Origin of the sequence: Salmonella sp. SA15303 (assembly GCF_029962125.1) — a bacterium.
In the GTDB taxonomy this organism is placed as follows: domain Bacteria; phylum Pseudomonadota; class Gammaproteobacteria; order Enterobacterales; family Enterobacteriaceae; genus Salmonella; species Salmonella enterica.
In genome coordinates, this window is record NZ_CP123924.1 from 2,480,072 (window position 1) to 2,498,217 (window position 18,146).

Annotated in this window: 14 protein-coding genes; 8 read left to right on the forward strand and 6 right to left on the reverse strand. The window is 52.2% G+C overall.

What is annotated here, in order from left to right; genetic code table 11:
* Positions 1–77: 77 nt before the first annotated feature.
* Positions 78–248: a protein YdgV gene (locus QEN31_RS25415; RefSeq protein WP_001539987.1), complete on the reverse strand. Its 171-nt coding sequence runs from the start codon at positions 246–248 to the stop codon at positions 78–80.
* Positions 249–383: 135 nt separating this feature from the next.
* On the opposite strand from QEN31_RS25415, the gene QEN31_RS12135 reads away from it, so the two are divergent.
* Positions 384–1,418 (forward strand): AI-2E family transporter, encoded by a 1,035-nt coding sequence (locus QEN31_RS12135; RefSeq protein ID WP_001118268.1) that lies wholly within the window; start codon positions 384–386, stop codon positions 1,416–1,418.
* A gap of 174 nt (positions 1,419–1,592) precedes the next feature.
* Here the strand turns inward: QEN31_RS12135 and pntB are convergent, their stop codons facing one another.
* Positions 1,593–2,981, reverse strand: coding sequence for a Re/Si-specific NAD(P)(+) transhydrogenase subunit beta (pntB, locus tag QEN31_RS12140; protein ID WP_000014056.1), 1,389 nt, complete (start codon positions 2,979–2,981; stop codon positions 1,593–1,595).
* 10 nt (positions 2,982–2,991) lie between these two features.
* Complete coding sequence (gene pntA / locus QEN31_RS12145) at positions 2,992–4,521, reverse strand: Re/Si-specific NAD(P)(+) transhydrogenase subunit alpha (RefSeq protein ID WP_001219360.1); 1,530 nt, start codon at positions 4,519–4,521, stop codon at positions 2,992–2,994.
* Between the two features lie 526 nt (positions 4,522–5,047).
* Between pntA and ydgH the strand changes: the two genes are divergently transcribed.
* Positions 5,048–5,992, forward strand: coding sequence for a DUF1471 family protein YdgH (ydgH, locus tag QEN31_RS12150; RefSeq protein WP_000769294.1), 945 nt, complete (start codon positions 5,048–5,050; stop codon positions 5,990–5,992).
* A 298-nt stretch (positions 5,993–6,290) separates the two neighbouring features.
* Complete coding sequence (locus QEN31_RS12155; protein ID WP_000412353.1) at positions 6,291–7,673, forward strand: amino acid permease; 1,383 nt, start codon at positions 6,291–6,293, stop codon at positions 7,671–7,673.
* A 61-nt stretch (positions 7,674–7,734) separates the two neighbouring features.
* Here QEN31_RS12155 and QEN31_RS12160 read toward each other — a convergent pair whose 3' ends face one another.
* Positions 7,735–8,070 carry a GlpM family protein gene (locus QEN31_RS12160; RefSeq protein ID WP_000524877.1) on the reverse strand — a complete coding sequence of 112 codons (336 nt, stop codon included), beginning with the start codon at positions 8,068–8,070 and terminating at the stop codon, positions 7,735–7,737.
* Between the two features lie 126 nt (positions 8,071–8,196).
* On the opposite strand from QEN31_RS12160, the gene rstA reads away from it, so the two are divergent.
* The 5 genes from rstA (at position 8,197) to tus (ending at position 14,835) form a co-directional block, all read left to right on the forward strand.
* On the forward strand, positions 8,197–8,928 hold the full coding sequence (gene rstA / locus QEN31_RS12165; protein ID WP_001080048.1) for a two-component system response regulator RstA: 732 nt from the start codon (positions 8,197–8,199) through the stop codon (positions 8,926–8,928).
* A 479-nt stretch (positions 8,929–9,407) separates the two neighbouring features.
* Positions 9,408–10,559, forward strand: coding sequence for a porin OmpS2 (gene ompS2, locus QEN31_RS12170; RefSeq protein WP_001660099.1), 1,152 nt, complete (start codon positions 9,408–9,410; stop codon positions 10,557–10,559).
* Positions 10,560–10,711: 152 nt separating this feature from the next.
* Positions 10,712–12,418 carry an amidohydrolase gene (locus QEN31_RS12175; protein WP_099949672.1) on the forward strand — a complete coding sequence of 569 codons (1,707 nt, stop codon included), beginning with the start codon at positions 10,712–10,714 and terminating at the stop codon, positions 12,416–12,418.
* A 110-nt stretch (positions 12,419–12,528) separates the two neighbouring features.
* Positions 12,529–13,830, forward strand: coding sequence for a two-component system sensor histidine kinase RstB (rstB, locus tag QEN31_RS12180; RefSeq protein ID WP_000732949.1), 1,302 nt, complete (start codon positions 12,529–12,531; stop codon positions 13,828–13,830).
* Between the two features lie 75 nt (positions 13,831–13,905).
* Positions 13,906–14,835: a DNA replication terminus site-binding protein gene (gene tus, locus QEN31_RS12185; RefSeq protein ID WP_000092500.1), complete on the forward strand. Its 930-nt coding sequence runs from the start codon at positions 13,906–13,908 to the stop codon at positions 14,833–14,835.
* Here the strand turns inward: tus and fumC are convergent.
* Together fumC and fumB are read right to left on the reverse strand one after the other, a co-directional pair.
* Positions 14,832–16,235, reverse strand: a complete 1,404-nt coding sequence (gene fumC / locus QEN31_RS12190) for a class II fumarate hydratase (RefSeq protein ID WP_000259117.1) — start codon at positions 16,233–16,235, stop codon at positions 14,832–14,834. The two genes, tus and fumC, sit on opposite strands and share 4 nt — an antisense overlap.
* 167 nt (positions 16,236–16,402) lie before the next feature.
* Positions 16,403–18,049: a class I fumarate hydratase gene (fumB, locus tag QEN31_RS12195; protein WP_000066594.1), complete on the reverse strand. Its 1,647-nt coding sequence runs from the start codon at positions 18,047–18,049 to the stop codon at positions 16,403–16,405.
* Between the last annotated feature and the right edge of the window lie 97 nt (positions 18,050–18,146).

Below are 18,146 nucleotides of genomic sequence, written 5' to 3' on the forward strand. Positions count from 1 at the left end.
GTCTGCTGCACGCAGCAAACTAAAAAATAAAATCAGTTAGCACAGCGCATTGCGCCAGCTCAGGCAGAAGTGAGAGACTAAAGTGCGTTACGCCAGTGCTGCTCGCCGATAAGCAGGAAAAAGGAGGTAGAGTGAAGATGCGTTTGCGTGGAGAAAAAAGCGCTGAACATATTGTCCATAATATTACAATTATCCGCAGTGTTGCTTCTCGTCATCGCGGATGATAATTGTCCTCGGTAGTTGAACACGCCTGATTTGTATCATAAGCCAGGAATTAACTCAAAATATTTTCACTTCTTTACCTGAAGTATTTGATTTTAACCAGAACAGGTCGACCGACATCACATTATTATTCGTGTCGGCATCAGAAAACAGGGACTGATATGGCAAAACCGATCATCACGCTCAATGGTCTAAAAATCGTCATTATGCTGGGAATGCTGGTGGTTATTCTGAGCGGTATCCGCTTCGCCGCAGATATCATTGTTCCCTTTATTTTGGCGTTATTTATTGCGGTCGTTCTCAATCCCGTTGTGCAACGGATGACCCGATGTCGAATTCCGCGCGTTATCGCCGTGTCATTGCTCATTGTGATTATTGTCATGCTAATGGTACTGCTACTGGCCTATTTGGGGACATCATTAAATGAACTGGCCCGTACCCTACCGCAGTATCGCTCCTCATTGGTGATACCGTTGCAACGTATCGAACCGTGGTTGCAGCGAGCAGGCATTGGCGTGTCGGTTGATGAGCTGGCGAAATATATCGATCCAAACGCCGCAATGACTCTGGTAACGAACCTGCTCACCCAGCTGTCCAATGCCATGTCGTCCATCTTTTTATTGTTATTGACCGTGGTATTTATGCTGCTGGAGGTTCCACAATTGCCTGAAAAACTGCAGCAGATGATGAGCCGTCCGGTGGAGGGCATGGCGGCAATTCAACGCGCGCTTGATAGCGTTTCCCATTATCTGGTGCTAAAAACAGCGATCAGTATCGTGACGGGACTGGTCGCATGGGGAATGCTGGCCGCGCTGGATGTCCGCTTCGCCTTTGTCTGGGGACTACTGGCCTTCGCGCTGAACTATATTCCTAATATTGGATCGGTGCTCGCTGCCCTGCCGCCCATTATTCAGGTGCTGGTATTTAACGGGTTTTATGATGCGCTGCTGGTGCTGGCAGGCTATCTGCTGATTAATCTGGTCTTCGGCAATATCCTTGAGCCACGAATCATGGGACGTGGTTTAGGCCTTTCAACCTTAGTGGTATTTTTGTCGTTAATTTTCTGGGGCTGGCTATTAGGTCCGGTGGGCATGCTGCTCTCCGTTCCGTTAACCATCATTGTCAAAATCGCCCTCGAACAGACCACCGGCGGGCAGAGTATCGCCGTTCTGCTTAGCGATTTAAACAAAAGATAAAATGCAATACATACACAAAATCATTCAAGATGCCTCGCGGCGGCAAGGGAAGAAATCCCCGGGAGCATAGATAACGATGTGACCGGGGTTTCTGAGCGCAGCCAACAAAGAGGCAGCGTAAAGGATGAAGTGTATAAAAACGGCCTCCGAAGAGGCCGCCGCACGTTTAAAAGATTAAAGCGCTTTCAGAATTGCATCCACGCTGGCTTTGGCATCGCCAAACAGCATTTGCGTATTCTCTTTAAAGAACAGCGGGTTCTGCACACCAGCATAACCAGTATTCATTGAACGCTTAAAGACCACGACATTCTGTGCTTTCCACACTTCGAGAACCGGCATACCGGCGATCGGGCTGCGGGGATCGTCTTGCGCCGCCGGGTTCACCGTATCGTTCGCGCCAATCACCAGCACGGTATCGGTATCGGCGAAATCATCATTGATTTCGTCCATTTCCAGCACGATGTCATAAGGCACTTTCGCCTCTGCCAACAGCACGTTCATATGCCCCGGCAGGCGACCCGCCACCGGATGAATGCCGAAACGCACGTTGATACCGCGCGCACGCAGTTTTTCGGTGATTTCCGCCACCGGATACTGCGCCTGCGCCACCGCCATCCCGTACCCCGGCGTAATAATGACGGAGTGGGAGTTTTTCAGCATCTCAGCGGTCTCTTCCGCCGTGATTTCGCGATGTTCGCCAGCTTCCTGATCGTCGCCCGTTGAGGAGCCGTCAGTACCGAACCCACCAGCAATAACGCTGATGAAAGAGCGGTTCATCGCTTTACACATAATGTAAGACAGGATCGCGCCTGACGAACCGACCAGCGCGCCGGTCACAATCAGCAAATCGTTGCTCAACATGAAGCCAGCCGCCGCGGCAGCCCAACCGGAATAGGAGTTCAGCATTGAAACAACCACCGGCATGTCCGCCCCGCCGATAGAGGCGACCAGATGCCAACCAAACGCCAGCGCGATAATGGTCATCAGCAGCAGCGCCAGAACCTGTAGACCCACGCTTTCGGTGCGGACAAAAACCAGCAGCAACAGGAAAGAAACAACCAGCGCCGCCAGGTTCATTTTGTGACGGTTAGGCAACATCAACGGCTTAGAAGAGATTTTGCCGCGCAGTTTACCAAACGCTACGATCGATCCAGTGAAAGTGACTGCGCCAATAAAGATACCGAGGAAGACTTCGGTCAGATGAATATTCACCAGCACCGGCGCCAGACTGGCGTCATGGTACAGATAGCTGTTAAAGCCAACCAGTACCGCCGCCAGGCCCACGAAACTGTGCAGAATCGCGACCAGCTCCGGCATCTCGGTCATCTCAACTTTTTTCGCCATGCGGATGCCAATCGCGCCGCCAATAATCATGGCGACCAGAATCCATGCTACGTTGCCGGTATCCGGCCCGAAAATGGTCGCCAGCAACGCGATCGCCATCCCGGCAATACCGAAGTTATTCCCCTGGCGGGACGTTTCATGCTTTGAAAGCCCGGCAAGACTGAAAATAAACAGGATCGCGGCAACAATGTATGCAGCTGTAACTAATCCTCCAGACATATGTTACCCCTTAGTTTTTCCGGAACATTTTCAGCATACGCTGAGTCACGGTGAAGCCACCGAAAATATTAATGCTGGCGATAAGCACCGCGATAAAGCTCAGGAAGCTGACCCAGCCGCCCTGACCAATTTGCAATAATGCCCCGACAACAATAATCCCTGAAATTGCGTTGGTCACCGACATTAATGGCGTATGAAGCGCATGAGACACGTTCCACACCACGTAATAACCAACCACGCAGGCGAGCGCAAACACGGTAAAATGGCCGAGGAACTCTTTTGGCGCGACATCGGCCAGCCAACCAAAAAGAATGATCGCCAGCGCCATTAACGCATACTTCCGCCAGGGTGAAGCGGGCTTTTCCGGCTCTTTTGGCGCAGGTGCTGCTTTAGGCGCGGCTTGTGGCTGCGCGGAAACCTGGATTGGCGGCGCAGGCCAGGTAATGTCGCCGTCGCGAATCACCGTCACGCCACGGATCACGACATCGTCAAAATCCACGTCAATATTGCCGTCTTTCTCTTTGCACAGCAGCTTCAGCAGGTTAACCAGGTTGGTGCCATAAAGCTGGGATGACTGCGTCGGCAAACGCCCCGGTAGATCGGTGTAGCCAATCACTTTCACGCCATTGTCCGTCGTCACAACCTGATTAGCGACGGTATATTCGCAGTTACCGCCGTTCTGCGCGGCCAGGTCGACAATCACGCTGCCAGCCTTCATAGAATCGACCATATCGCGGGTAATCAGCTTCGGCGCAGGTTTGCCCGGAATCAACGCGGTGGTAACAATGATATCGACTTCTTTGGCCTGGGCGGCAAAGAGCGCCATTTCCGCTTTGATAAACGCCTCGGACATCACTTTGGCGTAACCATCGCCGCTACCGGCTTCCTCTTTAAAATCCAGTTCGAGGAACTCAGCCCCCATACTCTGGACCTGCTCTTTGACTTCAGGACGAGTGTCAAACGCGCGGACAATCGCCCCCAGGCTGTTTGCCGCGCCGATAGCCGCAAGACCGGCAACGCCCGCGCCAATCACCATCACCTTCGCCGGCGGCACTTTCCCGGCGGCAGTGATTTGGCCGGTAAAGAAGCGCCCAAATTCATGCGCGGCCTCTACAATGGCGCGATAACCCGCGATATTCGCCATTGAGCTTAACGCGTCGAGCGACTGCGCGCGGGAAATACGCGGCACGGAGTCCATCGCCATCACCGTAACCTTACGTTCGGCAAGTTTCTCCATTAACCCAGGATTTTGCGCAGGCCAGATAAAACTGACCAGCGTAGTCCCGGGGTTCAGTAAAGCGATTTCCTCTTCTTCAGGCGCATTAACCTTGAGAATAATTTCCGACTGCCAGATAGCATTGCCGTCTACAATATCCGCGCCAGCCTGCGCAAACGCTTTGTCGTCAAAACTTGCCAGTTGACCCGCCCCGCTTTCGATAGCGACGCTAAACCCCAGCTTCAGTAGCTGCTCTACCGTTTTCGGCGTCGCAGCGACACGGGTTTCATTGGGTAACCGCTCTTTTGGTATGCCAATTCGCATAAATGTTCCCTTCCATCGATATTTTTGATGATGGTTTGTCAGTAAGCGCGAGAAGCGTACGCCTGCCCGCGTTTGAGGTAAATGTTACCCCAGCAGAATAAAACCGTTACAAACTCTCTATAACCTACTGAAAATAACGCCTGTGATCTAGCGCCAAAAAACAGAATTTTTTATCAAATTTGCAAAACATGAACGATTCAGCCGCTAAGCAGCCATAATGCCTTGAAAATGGCCTGCGAGGGCTGATAATTCGCTCAAATTTGACAGCAAAACATCATTAAACCCCTGGCGCGATCAAGAAATTAACATTAAATTAACTTATTAAATTTATGCGCTTCATTAGCTTAGCCGCCCGGACGCCGTTTTTTTCGACATATCGGCAAATGTTATCATCAAAGATAGGATACATGACACGATGCGTGAAAAATCCCGCAGACATCCATATGGTTTAAATGCAATAATCAGCCACGTTTCTAGTCAATAACAATACCAGTACCTGGTTTGCGCAAGGCGAAGGATTATTTTTATGAAGCTTAAGAACACTCTCCTGGCGTCGGCTCTGCTTTCTGCGGCTGCTTTTTCTGTCCATGCAGCAACAGAACTGACGCCGGAGCAAGCGGCTGCACTAAAACCTTATGACCGCATCGTTATTACCGGTCGTTTTAATGCTATTGGCGATGCGGTCTCCGCCGTGTCCCGCCGCGCAGATAAAGAAGGCGCAGCCTCCTTCTATGTTGTCGACACCTCGGAGTTCGGCAACAGTGGTAACTGGCGTGTTGTGGCGGACGTGTATAAAGCCGACGCGCCGAAAGCCGACGCGCCCAAAAATCGTGTCATTAATGGCATCGTGGAATTACCGAAAGACCAGGCCGTACAATTAGAACCGTATGATACCGTCACCGTTCAGGGCTTCTACCGTAGCCAGCCGGAAGTTAACGATGCCATTACGAAAGCGGCGAAACAAAAAGGCGCATACGCTTTCTATATTGTTCGTCAGATAGATGCGAATCAGGGCGGAAACCAGCGCATCACTGCATTTATCTATAAACAAGATGCGAAAAAACGCATCGTCCAGAGCCCGGACGCTATTCCGGCAGACTCTGAAGCTGGCCGCGCCGCGCTGGCTCAGGGCGGCGAAGCTGCGAAGAAAGTCGAAATTCCAGGCGTCGCCACGTCAGCCTCGCCGAGCGCCGAAGTAGGCCGTTTCTTCGAAACGCAATCCTCCAAAGGCGGACGTTACACTGTCACACTTCCGGATGGCACAAAAGTTGAGGAGCTGAATAAAGCGACGGCTGCGATGATGGTGCCTTTCGACAGCGTTAAGTTCACCGGCAACTACGGCAATATGACAGAAATCTCCTATCAGGTCGCCAAACGCGCGGCGAAGAAAGGCGCTAAGTATTATCATATTACGCGTCAGTGGCAGGAGCGCGGCAATAACATCACCATCAGCGCCGACCTCTATAAATAAGGCGCGCGTCGCCATCAGGCTTTCTCGCCGGATGGCGGCATACCTGCCTTATCAGGCCTACACGATCGTTCAACGGCAGGCCTGATAAGCCACCATCCGGCACTTTCTCGCGGGATGCCAGTTCCGTCAAATATCGCGATGAATCTCACTTTTCGCTTTTTTGGCGATAAATCTTATCCAGGCCGTTGCATGCGGTCCCTTCTCTCCGTAAAATCCCGCGCCTTAGTGGCTTTCACCATTTTTATGCGTTTTGCCATAATAATTATTCTTCCAATTTCATTTTTATAGCTGGATACCAATGGAAAAAAAACTGGGACTGAGCGCGCTGACCGCGCTGGTTTTAAGCTCAATGCTTGGCGCAGGTGTTTTCAGTCTGCCCCAGAATATGGCCGCCGTTGCCAGTCCGGCTGCGTTGTTAATTGGCTGGGCCATTACCGGCGTGGGGATACTCTTACTGGCATTCGCCATGTTAATCCTTACGCGCATTCGCTCCGAGCTTGACGGCGGCATCTTTACTTACGCCCGCGAAGGCTTCGGCGAACTGATTGGCTTTTGTTCTGCCTGGGGCTATTGGCTGTGCGCGGTCATCGCCAACGTATCCTATTTGGTTATCGTTTTTTCAGCGCTGAGTTTCTTTACCGATACGCCTGCGCTGCGTCTGTTTGGCGACGGTAATACCTGGCAGGCTATTGTCGGCGCTTCAGTCCTGCTCTGGATTGTCCATTTCCTCATCCTGCGCGGCGTACAAACGGCAGCCAGCATCAATCTGGTCGCGACTCTGGCGAAACTGTTGCCGCTCGGCGCGTTTATTGTGCTGGCTATCATGATGTTCAAACTGGATACCTTCACACTGGACTTCACCGGTGTTGAACTCGGTATTCCCGTATGGGAACAGGTCAAGAACACCATGCTTATTACGCTGTGGGTATTTATTGGCGTTGAAGGCGCCGTCGTCGTCTCGGCCCGAGCGAAAAATAAACGCGATGTAGGCCGCGCCACGCTACTGGCGGTTCTCGCGGCGCTGGGAATATATCTCCTGGTCACGCTGCTTTCTCTTGGCGTTCTTGCGCGTCCGGAACTGGCGGAGATGCGTAACCCGTCGATGGCCGGACTGATGGTAAAAATGATGGGGCCGTGGGGAGAAATTATTATTGCAGCGGGACTGATTGTGTCTGTCTGCGGGGCTTATCTAAGCTGGACTATCATGGCGGCAGAGGTGCCGTTTCTGGCGGCAGCCTATAAATCCTTCCCGGGCATCTTCGCGCGACAAAATGCGCAAGGCGCGCCTTCTGCATCGTTATGGCTCACCAATATCTGTGTGCAAATCTGTCTGGTGCTGATCTGGCTGACCGGTTCGGACTACAACACGCTATTGACGATTGCGTCAGAAATGATTCTGGTGCCCTACTTTCTGGTCGGCGCATTTCTGCTGAAGATTGCAACACGTCCCCTCCATCGGGCGGTCGGTATCGGAGCCTGTATTTATGGCTTATGGTTGTTATACGCGTCGGGTCCCATGCACCTGCTGCTGTCCGTCGTACTGTACGCGCCTGGATTACTGGTTTTCCTGTATGCGCGTCGGACGCACAAGCATGACAACGTGTTAAATCGTCAGGAAGTCGTGCTGATTGGTTTATTGCTGGTCGCGGCGGTTCCGGCTACGTGGATGCTGGTGGGTTGACAACCTCCCCATCGTAATATCCGTCTGTATTACGATGGGGAAACCACGGTCTTTGCCAATATTAATGCCATTTAATCCAGCAAAAAATCAGCAGCCACGCGCTTAGCCCCCAGCAGACCACCGCACCGCCAAGCGCGACGGGCAGGCGCATCACGCCGCTGAAATACCATAGCGTTGCAAGATAAATGAAATAAGGAATGATCGACCACATGCTAAAGACGATGGTGGTACGCATCGCGTCGATGCCCCGCTCGCTGGCCACGATATAGTGCGCGATAAGCGCAAACGTTGGAAACAGAGGAATTAATCCGGCGATATAATAATTTTTCGTTTTTGACAGCAGACCAATCAATACGACGACCAGCGCCCCCAGGGCAGCTTTAATCACGAGTCCCATTACCTTGCCTTAACACGCTAATAACAACAGCGTGTAGCATAACGGAACCGCTCTCGTTTAGAAAAGATTTATGGAAGGGAAAACAGAGGCGGTGTATGTTGGCGTTTTCTATTCTCCATTTATAATATGAACCGCATTGTATTTGTTGAAGACGACGCTGAAGTGGGTTCTCTCATTGCCGCTTATCTGGCGAAACATGATATTGATGTCATTGTTGAGCCGCGTGGTGACCGGGCGGAGGATCTTATCCTCACCACTCAGCCCGATCTGGTTTTACTGGATATTATGCTTCCAGGTAAAGATGGCATGACGATATGTCGCGATTTACGCCACCGCTGGCAAGGCCCGATTGTCCTGCTCACCTCGCTGGACAGTGATATGAATCATATTCTGGCGCTGGAGATGGGCGCCTGCGACTACATCCTCAAAACCACGCCTCCGGCCGTTTTGCTGGCGCGTCTGCGCTTACACCTGCGGCAAAGCGAACAAACGCAACAGGCAAAAAGTCTTCAGGAGAGCGCGCTTACGCCGCATAAAGCGCTGCGTTTTGGCGCGTTAACCATCGATCCCCTTAACCGGGCGGTCCAGCTCAATGGCGATTTCATATCGCTCTCCACCGCCGATTTTGAATTGCTCTGGGAACTGGCGACACACGCCGGACAAATTATGGATCGCGACGCGTTGCTAAAAACGCTGCGCGGCGTCAATTATGATGGTCTGGATCGCAGCGTGGATGTGGCGATTTCCCGCCTGCGTAAGAAACTGCTGGATAGCGCTGCTGAGCCCTATCGTATAAAGACCATTCGCAATAAAGGCTATCTTTTTGCCCCTCATGCCTGGGACGAAACGACGGGATAAGTTAGCCGACAGATTTTACCTGCCTTTATTAAGTCATAGTGGCGATGCTCATCACCGCCACTGTTCAAAAAACAGACATTGTATACATGAATGCTATTTTTATTAGTCGGAACAGCCCCTTTATTACCGTTTTCTCTGCGTTTCGGTTCATCATTACGTCTTTTTCGCTCAAGAAAATTAAATTAAAAAAACTCGAAGCCAGTTCACAAAATTGATAACAGAATGTCTGCCCGCCGCTATATTGCCATCTTTTTTCGCAAATTGTGAAATAAAACAAATCACAACCATGAATATATAATAACAAATATATTCACCATAAATATATGCGTTTCCGATAGTAACTTTTGTATTAATTAATAACATATAAGAAAAGTTAGCATTTGCTGAAATAATATTATTCAGATTAGGATGCCTTTGATTCAACGAATCTGTAGAAGTTCAATCTTTTGCAAATAAGTTAAGTTTTTAAGGATAAAAAAATGAAAAGAAAAGTATTGGCACTTGTCATCCCGGCTCTGCTGGCTGCTGGCGCAGCACACGCCGCTGAAATTTATAACAAAGACGGCAACAAACTGGACCTTTACGGGAAAGTAGACGGCCTGCACTATTTCTCTGATGACTCTTCTAAAGATGGCGATCAGACCTATATGCGTGTCGGCTTTAAAGGCGAAACGCAGATTAACGACCAACTGACCGGTTACGGCCAGTGGGAATATAACGTTCAGGCTAACACTACCGAAGGCGAAGGTGCTAATTCCTGGACTCGTCTGGCATTCGCCGGCCTGAAATTCGGCGACTACGGCTCATTCGACTATGGTCGTAACTACGGCGTCCTGTACGACGTAGAAGGCTGGACCGATATGCTGCCTGAGTTTGGCGGCGACTCCTATACTTACGCTGACAACTACATGACCGGTCGTGCTAACGGCGTGGCCACCTACCGTAACACTGATTTCTTCGGTCTGGTAGAAGGTCTGAACTTCGCGTTGCAATATCAGGGTAAAAATGAAAGCCAAAGCGCTGACGATGTAAATATCGGTACCAATAACCGTAATAATGGCGACGATATTCGTTACGATAACGGTGATGGCTTCGGTATTTCTACTACCTATGATATTGGCATGGGCTTCAGCGCAGGCGCTGCGTATACCACTTCCGATCGTACTAATGAGCAAGTCAATGCTGGCGGCACGATTGCTGGCGGCGACAAAGCGGATGCATGGACAGCTGGCTTGAAATATGATGCCAACAACATCTATTTAGCGACTATGTATTCTGAAACCCGTAATATGACGCCTTATGGTAAAACGGATGCGGGTTATGCTGGCGGCGTAGCAAACAAAACGCAAAACTTCGAAGTTACAGCCCAATATCAATTTGATTTCGGTCTGCGCCCGGCGGTTTCTTTCCTGATGTCTAAAGGTAAAGATCTGACCTATAACAACGTTAATGGCGATGATAAAGACCTGGTTAAATATGCTGATGTAGGTGCTACCTACTATTTCAACAAAAACTTCTCCACCTATGTTGATTATAAAATCAACCTGCTGGATGATGACGACCAGTTCTATAAAGATGCCGGTATCAGCACTGATGATATCGTCGCGCTGGGTATGGTTTACCAGTTCTAATTATTCATTAATTCTTCTCAAGCCCGCCGTTTCGGCGGGCTTTTCTTTTTTCATCACCACCGTTCTAAAAACAGAACGCACTGTTCCCTGGGCACAGATTGAACAATTCTTGTTCGCTCTCTATGGTTTGCTTATCGCCCGACAAAAGGAACATGCTAATGATCAGTCTCGTCCCGCCTCTGCTTTCCAGAACCGCGCTTCTCTTTCTGCTCACGGCCACAGGCGCAGCCACCGCCGCCCGCCCGGCAGCGGATATTATTTTACATAACGGTAATATCATCACTCTGAATGATGCCCAGCCGCAGGCCAGCGCGCTGGCGATTTCCGGCTCGCGGATTGTGGCGATTGGCGATGATACGGCGACAAATGAATGGCGCGGCGACCATACCCGTACCATCGATTTACAGGGTAAAACCGTGATACCCGGCCTGACCGATACCCACATCCACGCCATTCGCGGCGGACAAACCTGGACATTCGAAACCTACTGGTACGACAGCCCTTCGCTTAAAGACGCGCTGGATAAATTACGCGCCGACGCGAACCGTCGTCCCCACGATCAATGGGTAGCCGTAGTGGGATCGTGGATACCGGCGCAATTTGCAGAAAACCGGGCGCCGACGGTAGCCGAACTGAGCCACGCCCTTCCCGATCATCCAGCTTATATTCAGTATCTTTACGACTATGCGTTAGTGAATCAGCGCGGTATAGACGTACTTGGCCTTAACGACACCCCTCCTCCTGATTTAGCGGGAATCCGCGTAGAGCGCGACGCAAAAGGTAGCGCCACGGGGAAATTATTTGGTGACATCGCCGCGTTTAACCAGCTTTTTGCCAGCATAAGTAGTAACGCCGATCGTGAGGGTGGTCTGCGGCAATTTTTCGCTGATATGAACGCTCGCGGCGTGACCGGCATCATTGACCCCTCTGCCGGGCCTGCCGCCGCTTATGAGCCTTTATTTGCAATGCGAAACCAGGGGGATTTACCGCTGCGCGTGGGGTATCGCATTCCGGTACAGCCAGAAGCGAAAGGTCATGAAGCGCAGTGGTTCAGCAACCTGATGGCCTTTCGCCCGGCGCGTGCCGATGACGGGCAACTGGCTTTTCTTGGCCTGGGGGAAAGCCTGGTGGCCGGAATGAATGACGGCGTGCGGATGACCCCAGGGTTTTCTTCCTCAGAGCAGGACAAAACCGCGCTTCGCCAGGTCGCGACATTTGCGGCAAAACGGGGAATACCTCTTGAGATCCACGCCTATACCGATGATAGCGCCGACACGATATTGACGATTTTTGAGCAGGTAGCGCAGCAGTACGTTCTGCGCCCTCTCCGTTGGTCTATTGCGCATCTGAATACCGGTTCGCCACAGACGCTTGAGCGAATGCGTAAGCTGGGTCTGGCATACACTGTGCAAATGGGGCCTTACTTTGAGGGGCTTGCCATCCGTGACGCCAATCCACCCGGCGCGACGGACAATTCGCCGCCGGTTCGACTGGCGCTGGATAAAGGGCTTGTCGTGGCTGGCGGTACCGATTCGACGCGTATTGGCATTGCCGGTATCTGGCACGCTATCGAATATCATATCACCGGTATAGCGTCAGGCGGTTCCGTGCGTAAACCCGCCAGCGAGAGGCTCACGCGTCTGGAAGCGCTAGCGTTATATACACGTCATGCCGCCTGGCTCGCCTTTGCCGAACAACACCGGGGCCAGCTTAGCGTCGGAAAACAGGCCGATCTGGCGGTACTCAATCAGCCATTTATGACGATGCCGGAAGACAGAATTGATACCATTCGCGCTGTTTTGACGCTTGTCGATGGACGCATTGTTCACGAAAGTCCGGACCTTAACGCCGGACAATGAGGTTGTCAGTTGACGCAAAGCCTGCTTTTATAACCCACCAGCGGCGCTGACGGGAAATCTTTTTCGTCAGCGCGCGATAGAGCTAATGTATTGAGATCCGGTGGGCGTTGATGAAAAAGCTGTTTGTGCAGTTTTACCTTTTGCTGTTCGTCTGTTTTCTGGTCATGACCTTATTGGTCGGACTGGTGTACAAATTCACCGCCGAACGCGCGGGCAGGCAATCGCTCGACGATCTGATGAAAAGTTCGCTCTATCTGATGCGCAGCGAACTGCGGGAAATTCCGCCGCGTGAATGGGGGAAAACGTTAAAAGAGATGGACCTGAACCTCTCTTTCGATTTACGCGTTGAACCGTTAAATCACTATAAGCTTGATGCCGCCACCACGCAGCGACTGCGTGAAGGCGATATTGTCGCGCTTGACGATCAATACACCTTTATTCAGCGTATCCCGCGCAGCCATTACGTCCTGGCGGTTGGCCCGGTTCCCTATCTCTATTTCCTGCATCAAATGCGACTGCTGGATATCGCCTTAATGGCGCTCATTGCCTTTTCTCTCGCCTTTCCTGTGTTTATCTGGATGCGCCCGCACTGGCAAGAAATGCTCAGGCTCGAATCCGCCGCGCAGCGCTTTGGCGAGGGTCATTTGACTGAACGCCTGCACTTCGATAATGGCTCCAGTTTCGAACGTCTGGGCGTCGCGTTCAACCAGATGGCGGATAACATTAATGCCCTGATCGCCAGTAAAAAACAGCTGATTGACGGTATCGCCCATGAGCTTCGCACGCCGCTGGTACGTTTACGCTATCGGCTTGAAATGAGTGAAAATCTGACACCGCCGGAATCACAGGCGCTCAATCGCGATATTGGTCAACTGGAAGCACTGATTGAAGAACTGCTCACCTATGCGCGCCTTGACCGACCGCAAAATGAACTGATGTTGACCGAACCCGACCTCCCCGCATGGTTGCTCGCGCATTTGCAGGATGTGCAGAGCGTGACCCCGGAACGTGCCGTAAACCTTCTCACATCTGTAATCGGCGATTATGGCGCGCTTGATATGCGGTTAATGTCGCGAGTGCTGGATAACCTGCTGAATAATGCGTTGCGCTACAGTCGTACCACCGTTCAGGTCAGCCTGTTACTCGACGGCAGTCAGGCAACATTGATAGTCGAAGATGATGGCCCCGGCATTGAAGCGGATGCGCGTGAGCGCATATTTGAACCTTTTGTCAGACTCGACCCCAGTAGAGACCGGGCGACAGGCGGCTGCGGGCTTGGACTCGCCATCGTACACTCTATCGCCCTGGCGATGGGCGGTAGCGTCGTCTGTGACGAGAGCGAACTGGGCGGCGCAAAATTTAGTTTTCGCTGGCCGGTCTGGCACGCGATGCCCGACATGACCGCTGCCTGACGCATTTTGCACGCTGGTTGAGCGGCGGGAACTGTGCTATATAGATAGTATGTTGTAACTAAAGTGAGTGATACCATGTCCCGCTACGATCTCGTTGAACGCCTGAATGGCACTTTTCGCCAGATAGAACAACACCTGGCGGCGCTGACGGGTAATCTACAGCAGCATTCGCTACTTATCGCCCGTGTCTTTTCACTGCCGCAGGTGACCAAAGGGGCGGAACATGCGCCGCTGGATACTATCGAGGTAACGCAACATCTGGGGAAAGAGGCCGAAACGCTGGCGCTACGTCACTATCGCCATTTGTTTATTCAACAGCAGTCCGAAAATCGCAGCAGTAAAGCCGCCGTCCGCCTGCCTGGCGTTTTATGCTATCAAGTGGATAATGCGACACAGCTAGATCTGGAAAATCAGGTACAGCGCATTAACCAGTTGAAAACCACCTTCGAGCAGATGGTTACGGTAGAGTCCGGTCTTCCCTCAGCGGCACGTTTTGAGTGGGTGCATCGGCATCTACCCGGCTTAATTACTCTGAACGCTTACCGCACGCTGACGCTTATCAATAACCCCGCCACCATACGTTTCGGCTGGGCAAATAAACATATTATTAAAAATTTAAGCCGGGATGAGGTTCTGAGCCAGTTGAAAAAAAGCCTCGCGTCGCCGCGCAGCGTCCCGCCGTGGACGCGCGAACAATGGCAATTCAAGCTGGAACGGGAATATCAGGATATCGCTGCCTTACCGCAGCAGGCCCGACTCAAGATTAAGCGTCCGGTTAAAGTACAGCCGATCGCCCGCATCTGGTATAAAGGCCAGCAGAAACAGGTGCAACACGCCTGCCCCACGCCGATTATCGCATTAATCAACACGGACAACGGCGCAGGCGTGCCGGATATTGGCGGGCTGGAAAACTATGACGCCGATAATATTCAGCACCGTTTTAAACCACAGGCGCAACCGCTGCGACTGATTATTCCGCGACTGCACCTGTATGTGGCGGATTAACGTCCCGGCGTCATACTGCCAACCATCAACTCCGGACGTACCCAGGCGTCGAACTCCTCGTCGCTAAGGTATCCTAATGCCACGGCTGAGGCTTTGAGCGTCAGCCCTTCTTTATGCGCCTTCTTCGCAATCTCCGCCGCTTTATCGTAACCGATGTGCGTATTGAGCGCAGTGACCAGCATCAGCGACTCATTCAGCAACTGCGTAATACGCTCGCGGTTTGGCTCGATTCCTGACGCACAGTGTTGATTGAAGCTCGCCATGCCATCGGCCAGCAGGCGCACCGTTTGCAGAAAATTATGGATAACCATCGGACGATAGACGTTGAGCTCAAAGTTGCCCGATGCGCCCCCCATATTGATGGCCACATCGTTACCCATCACCTGGCAACATAGCATCGTTACCGCTTCACACTGGGTCGGGTTCACTTTACCAGGCATAATGGAACTGCCTGGCTCATTCTCCGGGATAGCAATCTCGCCAATGCCGCAGCGCGGGCCGGACGCCAGCCAGCGAACATCGTTGGCGATTTTCATCAGCGAGGCCGCCAGTCCTTTTAATGCGCCATGCGCCTGTACCAACGCGTCACAGGTCGCCAGCGCTTCGAATTTATTCGGGGCGGTAACAAACGGCGCCGCGGTAATCGTCGCCAGTTCCTCGGCCACGCGCCGGGCATATTCCGGGTGGGTATTAAGCCCTGTCCCTACTGCGGTTCCGCCGAGCGCCAGTTCCGCAACGTGCGGTAAACTGTGCTCAATGTGTCTGAGGTTATGTTCCAGCATGGCTACCCAACCGGAAATCTCCTGGCCTAAGGTGAGCGGCGTCGCGTCCTGCAGGTGAGTACGGCCAATTTTGACAATATCGGCGAAAGCGTGGGATTTATCGCGAAGCGTATCCGTTAATGCAGATAATTGCGGGATGAGGTGTTCGCGTAACGCCAGTAACGCCGCCACGTGCATGGCGGTTGGGAACACATCGTTTGAGCTTTGACTCTTATTGACGTCATCATTGGGATGCACCTTGCGTTCCATACCGCGAACGCCGCCCAAAATTTCACTGGCGCGGTTCGCTAACACTTCATTCATATTCATGTTGCTTTGCGTACCGGACCCGGTCTGCCAAATCGCCAGCGGAAACTCATCAGCATGTTTTCCCGCCAGCACTTCATCAGCCGCCTGGATAATCGCGCTGGCTTTTTCCGCCGCCAACAACCCTAAGTCCTGGTTGACCTTCGCAGCAGCGCGCTTGGTCAACGCCAGAGCGTGAATGAGCGAGACGGGCATTTTCTCCGTGGAAATCCGAAAATGCTCCAGCGAACGTTGAGTCTGCGCCCCCCACAGTTTATCTGCCGGGACTTCAATCGCGCCCATTGAATCTTTCTCGCGGCGTACCGTTACCATTACCTGCTCCTTACTCAAGTTGATGAGATCATGTGTCGACATTGCTCACATGTTTGCGGTCTTATGAGTATTAACGATAACAACACAACGGTGTAGACCGGATAAGGCGCTTGCGCCGTTCTCCGGCAAAATAGCGAATCATGTTACCGCCCCGCAGGGCGGCGACATTACTTAACGCAGCGTGCGCACTGCGATGACTGAATCTGCTGGAAGAAATCGTTGCCTTTATCATCCACCAGAATAAAGGCCGGAAAATCCTCCACTTCAATTTTCCAGATAGCCTCCATACCCAGTTCAGGATATTCCACGCACTCCAGGCGCTTGATACTGCCCTGCGCCAGAACGGCTGCCGGGCCGCCGATACTGCCCAGGTAGAAGCCGCCATGTTTCTTACAGGCATCGGTCACCTGCTGGCTGCGGTTGCCTTTCGCCAACATGATCATACTGCCGCCCTGCGACTGGAGCTGATCAACATAAGAGTCCATCCGTCCTGCGGTAGTCGGCCCAAGCGACCCGGAGGCATACCCTTCCGGCGTTTTTGCCGGCCCCGCATAATAGATAGGATGATCTTTGATGTACTGCGGCAAACCTTCGCCTCTGTCCATCCGTTCTTTCAGTTTAGCGTGCGCGATGTCGCGGCCCACAATAATCGTGCCGTTCAGCGACAGGCGCGTTGATACCGGATACTGCGACAGTTGTTGCAGTATCTCGCTCATGGGACGGTTAAGATCAACGCGCACCGCCTCGCCCTCTCCCGCCTGGCGCAGCGCCTCTGGAATATATTTACCGGGATTGCGCTCCAGCTTCTCGATCCAGATCCCGTCCCGGTTGATCTTCGCTTTAATGTTTCGATCCGCGGAGCAGGACACGCCCATACCTACCGGACACGATGCCCCGTGGCGCGGCAATCGGATGACACGAATATCGTGAGCGAAATACTTGCCGCCGAACTGCGCGCCTAAGCCAAGATTTTGCGCCTCAAGCAACAATTCTTTTTCCAGCTCAATATCGCGGAAGGCCTGCCCGTGTTCATTGCCTTCGGTCGGTAGCGCATCATAGTATTTTGCCGAGGCCAGCTTAACGGTCTTCAGGTTCGCTTCCGCCGAGGTGCCGCCAATGACAAACGCAATGTGATACGGCGGACAGGCGGCGGTGCCCAGCGTACGCATCTTATCGACGAGATAATTTTTAAGCTTACCCAGCGTCAGAAGCGCTTTTGTCTCCTGATAGAGATAGGTTTTATTCGCCGATCCGCCGCCTTTAGCGATACAGAGGAATTTATATTCATCGCCATCGACGCTGTAGAGATCGATCTGCGCCGGCAGGTTAGTACCGGTATTGACCTCTTTGTACATATCCAGCGCCGCGTTCTGTGAATAGCGCAGGTTATCTTCGATATAGGTATTATATACGCCGCGAGCCAGCGCCGCTTCATCACCTTCGCCAGTCCAGACCCGTTGGCCTTTTTTGCCGACAATAATGGCCGTACCGGTATCCTGGCAGGTGGGCAACACGCCCTTGGCCGCGATATCGGAGTTTCGCAGGAATTGCAGCGCGACATATTTGTCGTTTTCACTGGCCTGCGGATCGCGCAGAATATCCGCCACCTGCTGCTGATGCGCGGGACGTAGCATAAAAGACGCATCGTGGAAGGCCTGACGCGCCAACAGCGTTAGCGCTTCCGGCGCGACTTTCAGGATCTCTTGTCCTTCAAATTCGGCGACGGAAACATGTTCGCTGGTCAACAAGTAGTACTCGGTATCGTCCTTTTTGAGGGGAAAAGGGTCTTGATAAAAGAAGGGTTTGTTTGACATTGTGCTCTCACTTACCGCTCGGTATGGTTATTCTCTGGGCAGGTGTTCCATTGCCCGACTCAAAGCGAGTAACACTATCCTACACAATTTTTTAACA

Excerpts from the sequence above, each read along its gene's own strand:
- QEN31_RS12135 (WP_001118268.1), top strand. The coding sequence starts at position 384 with ATGGCAAAACCGATCATCACGCTCAATGGTCTAAAAATCGTCATTATG.
- pntB (WP_000014056.1), bottom strand. The coding sequence starts at position 2,981 with ATGTCTGGAGGATTAGTTACAGCTGCATACATTGTTGCCGCGATCCTG.
- pntA (WP_001219360.1), bottom strand. The coding sequence starts at position 4,521 with ATGCGAATTGGCATACCAAAAGAGCGGTTACCCAATGAAACCCGTGTC.
- ydgH (WP_000769294.1), top strand. The coding sequence starts at position 5,048 with ATGAAGCTTAAGAACACTCTCCTGGCGTCGGCTCTGCTTTCTGCGGCT.
- QEN31_RS12155 (WP_000412353.1), top strand. The coding sequence starts at position 6,291 with ATGGAAAAAAAACTGGGACTGAGCGCGCTGACCGCGCTGGTTTTAAGC.
- QEN31_RS12160 (WP_000524877.1), bottom strand. The coding sequence starts at position 8,070 with ATGGGACTCGTGATTAAAGCTGCCCTGGGGGCGCTGGTCGTCGTATTG.
- rstA (WP_001080048.1), top strand. The coding sequence starts at position 8,197 with ATGAACCGCATTGTATTTGTTGAAGACGACGCTGAAGTGGGTTCTCTC.
- ompS2 (WP_001660099.1), top strand. The coding sequence starts at position 9,408 with ATGAAAAGAAAAGTATTGGCACTTGTCATCCCGGCTCTGCTGGCTGCT.
- QEN31_RS12175 (WP_099949672.1), top strand. The coding sequence starts at position 10,712 with ATGCTAATGATCAGTCTCGTCCCGCCTCTGCTTTCCAGAACCGCGCTT.
- rstB (WP_000732949.1), top strand. The coding sequence starts at position 12,529 with ATGAAAAAGCTGTTTGTGCAGTTTTACCTTTTGCTGTTCGTCTGTTTT.
- tus (WP_000092500.1), top strand. The coding sequence starts at position 13,906 with ATGTCCCGCTACGATCTCGTTGAACGCCTGAATGGCACTTTTCGCCAG.
- fumC (WP_000259117.1), bottom strand. The coding sequence starts at position 16,235 with ATGGTAACGGTACGCCGCGAGAAAGATTCAATGGGCGCGATTGAAGTC.
- fumB (WP_000066594.1), bottom strand. The coding sequence starts at position 18,049 with ATGTCAAACAAACCCTTCTTTTATCAAGACCCTTTTCCCCTCAAAAAG.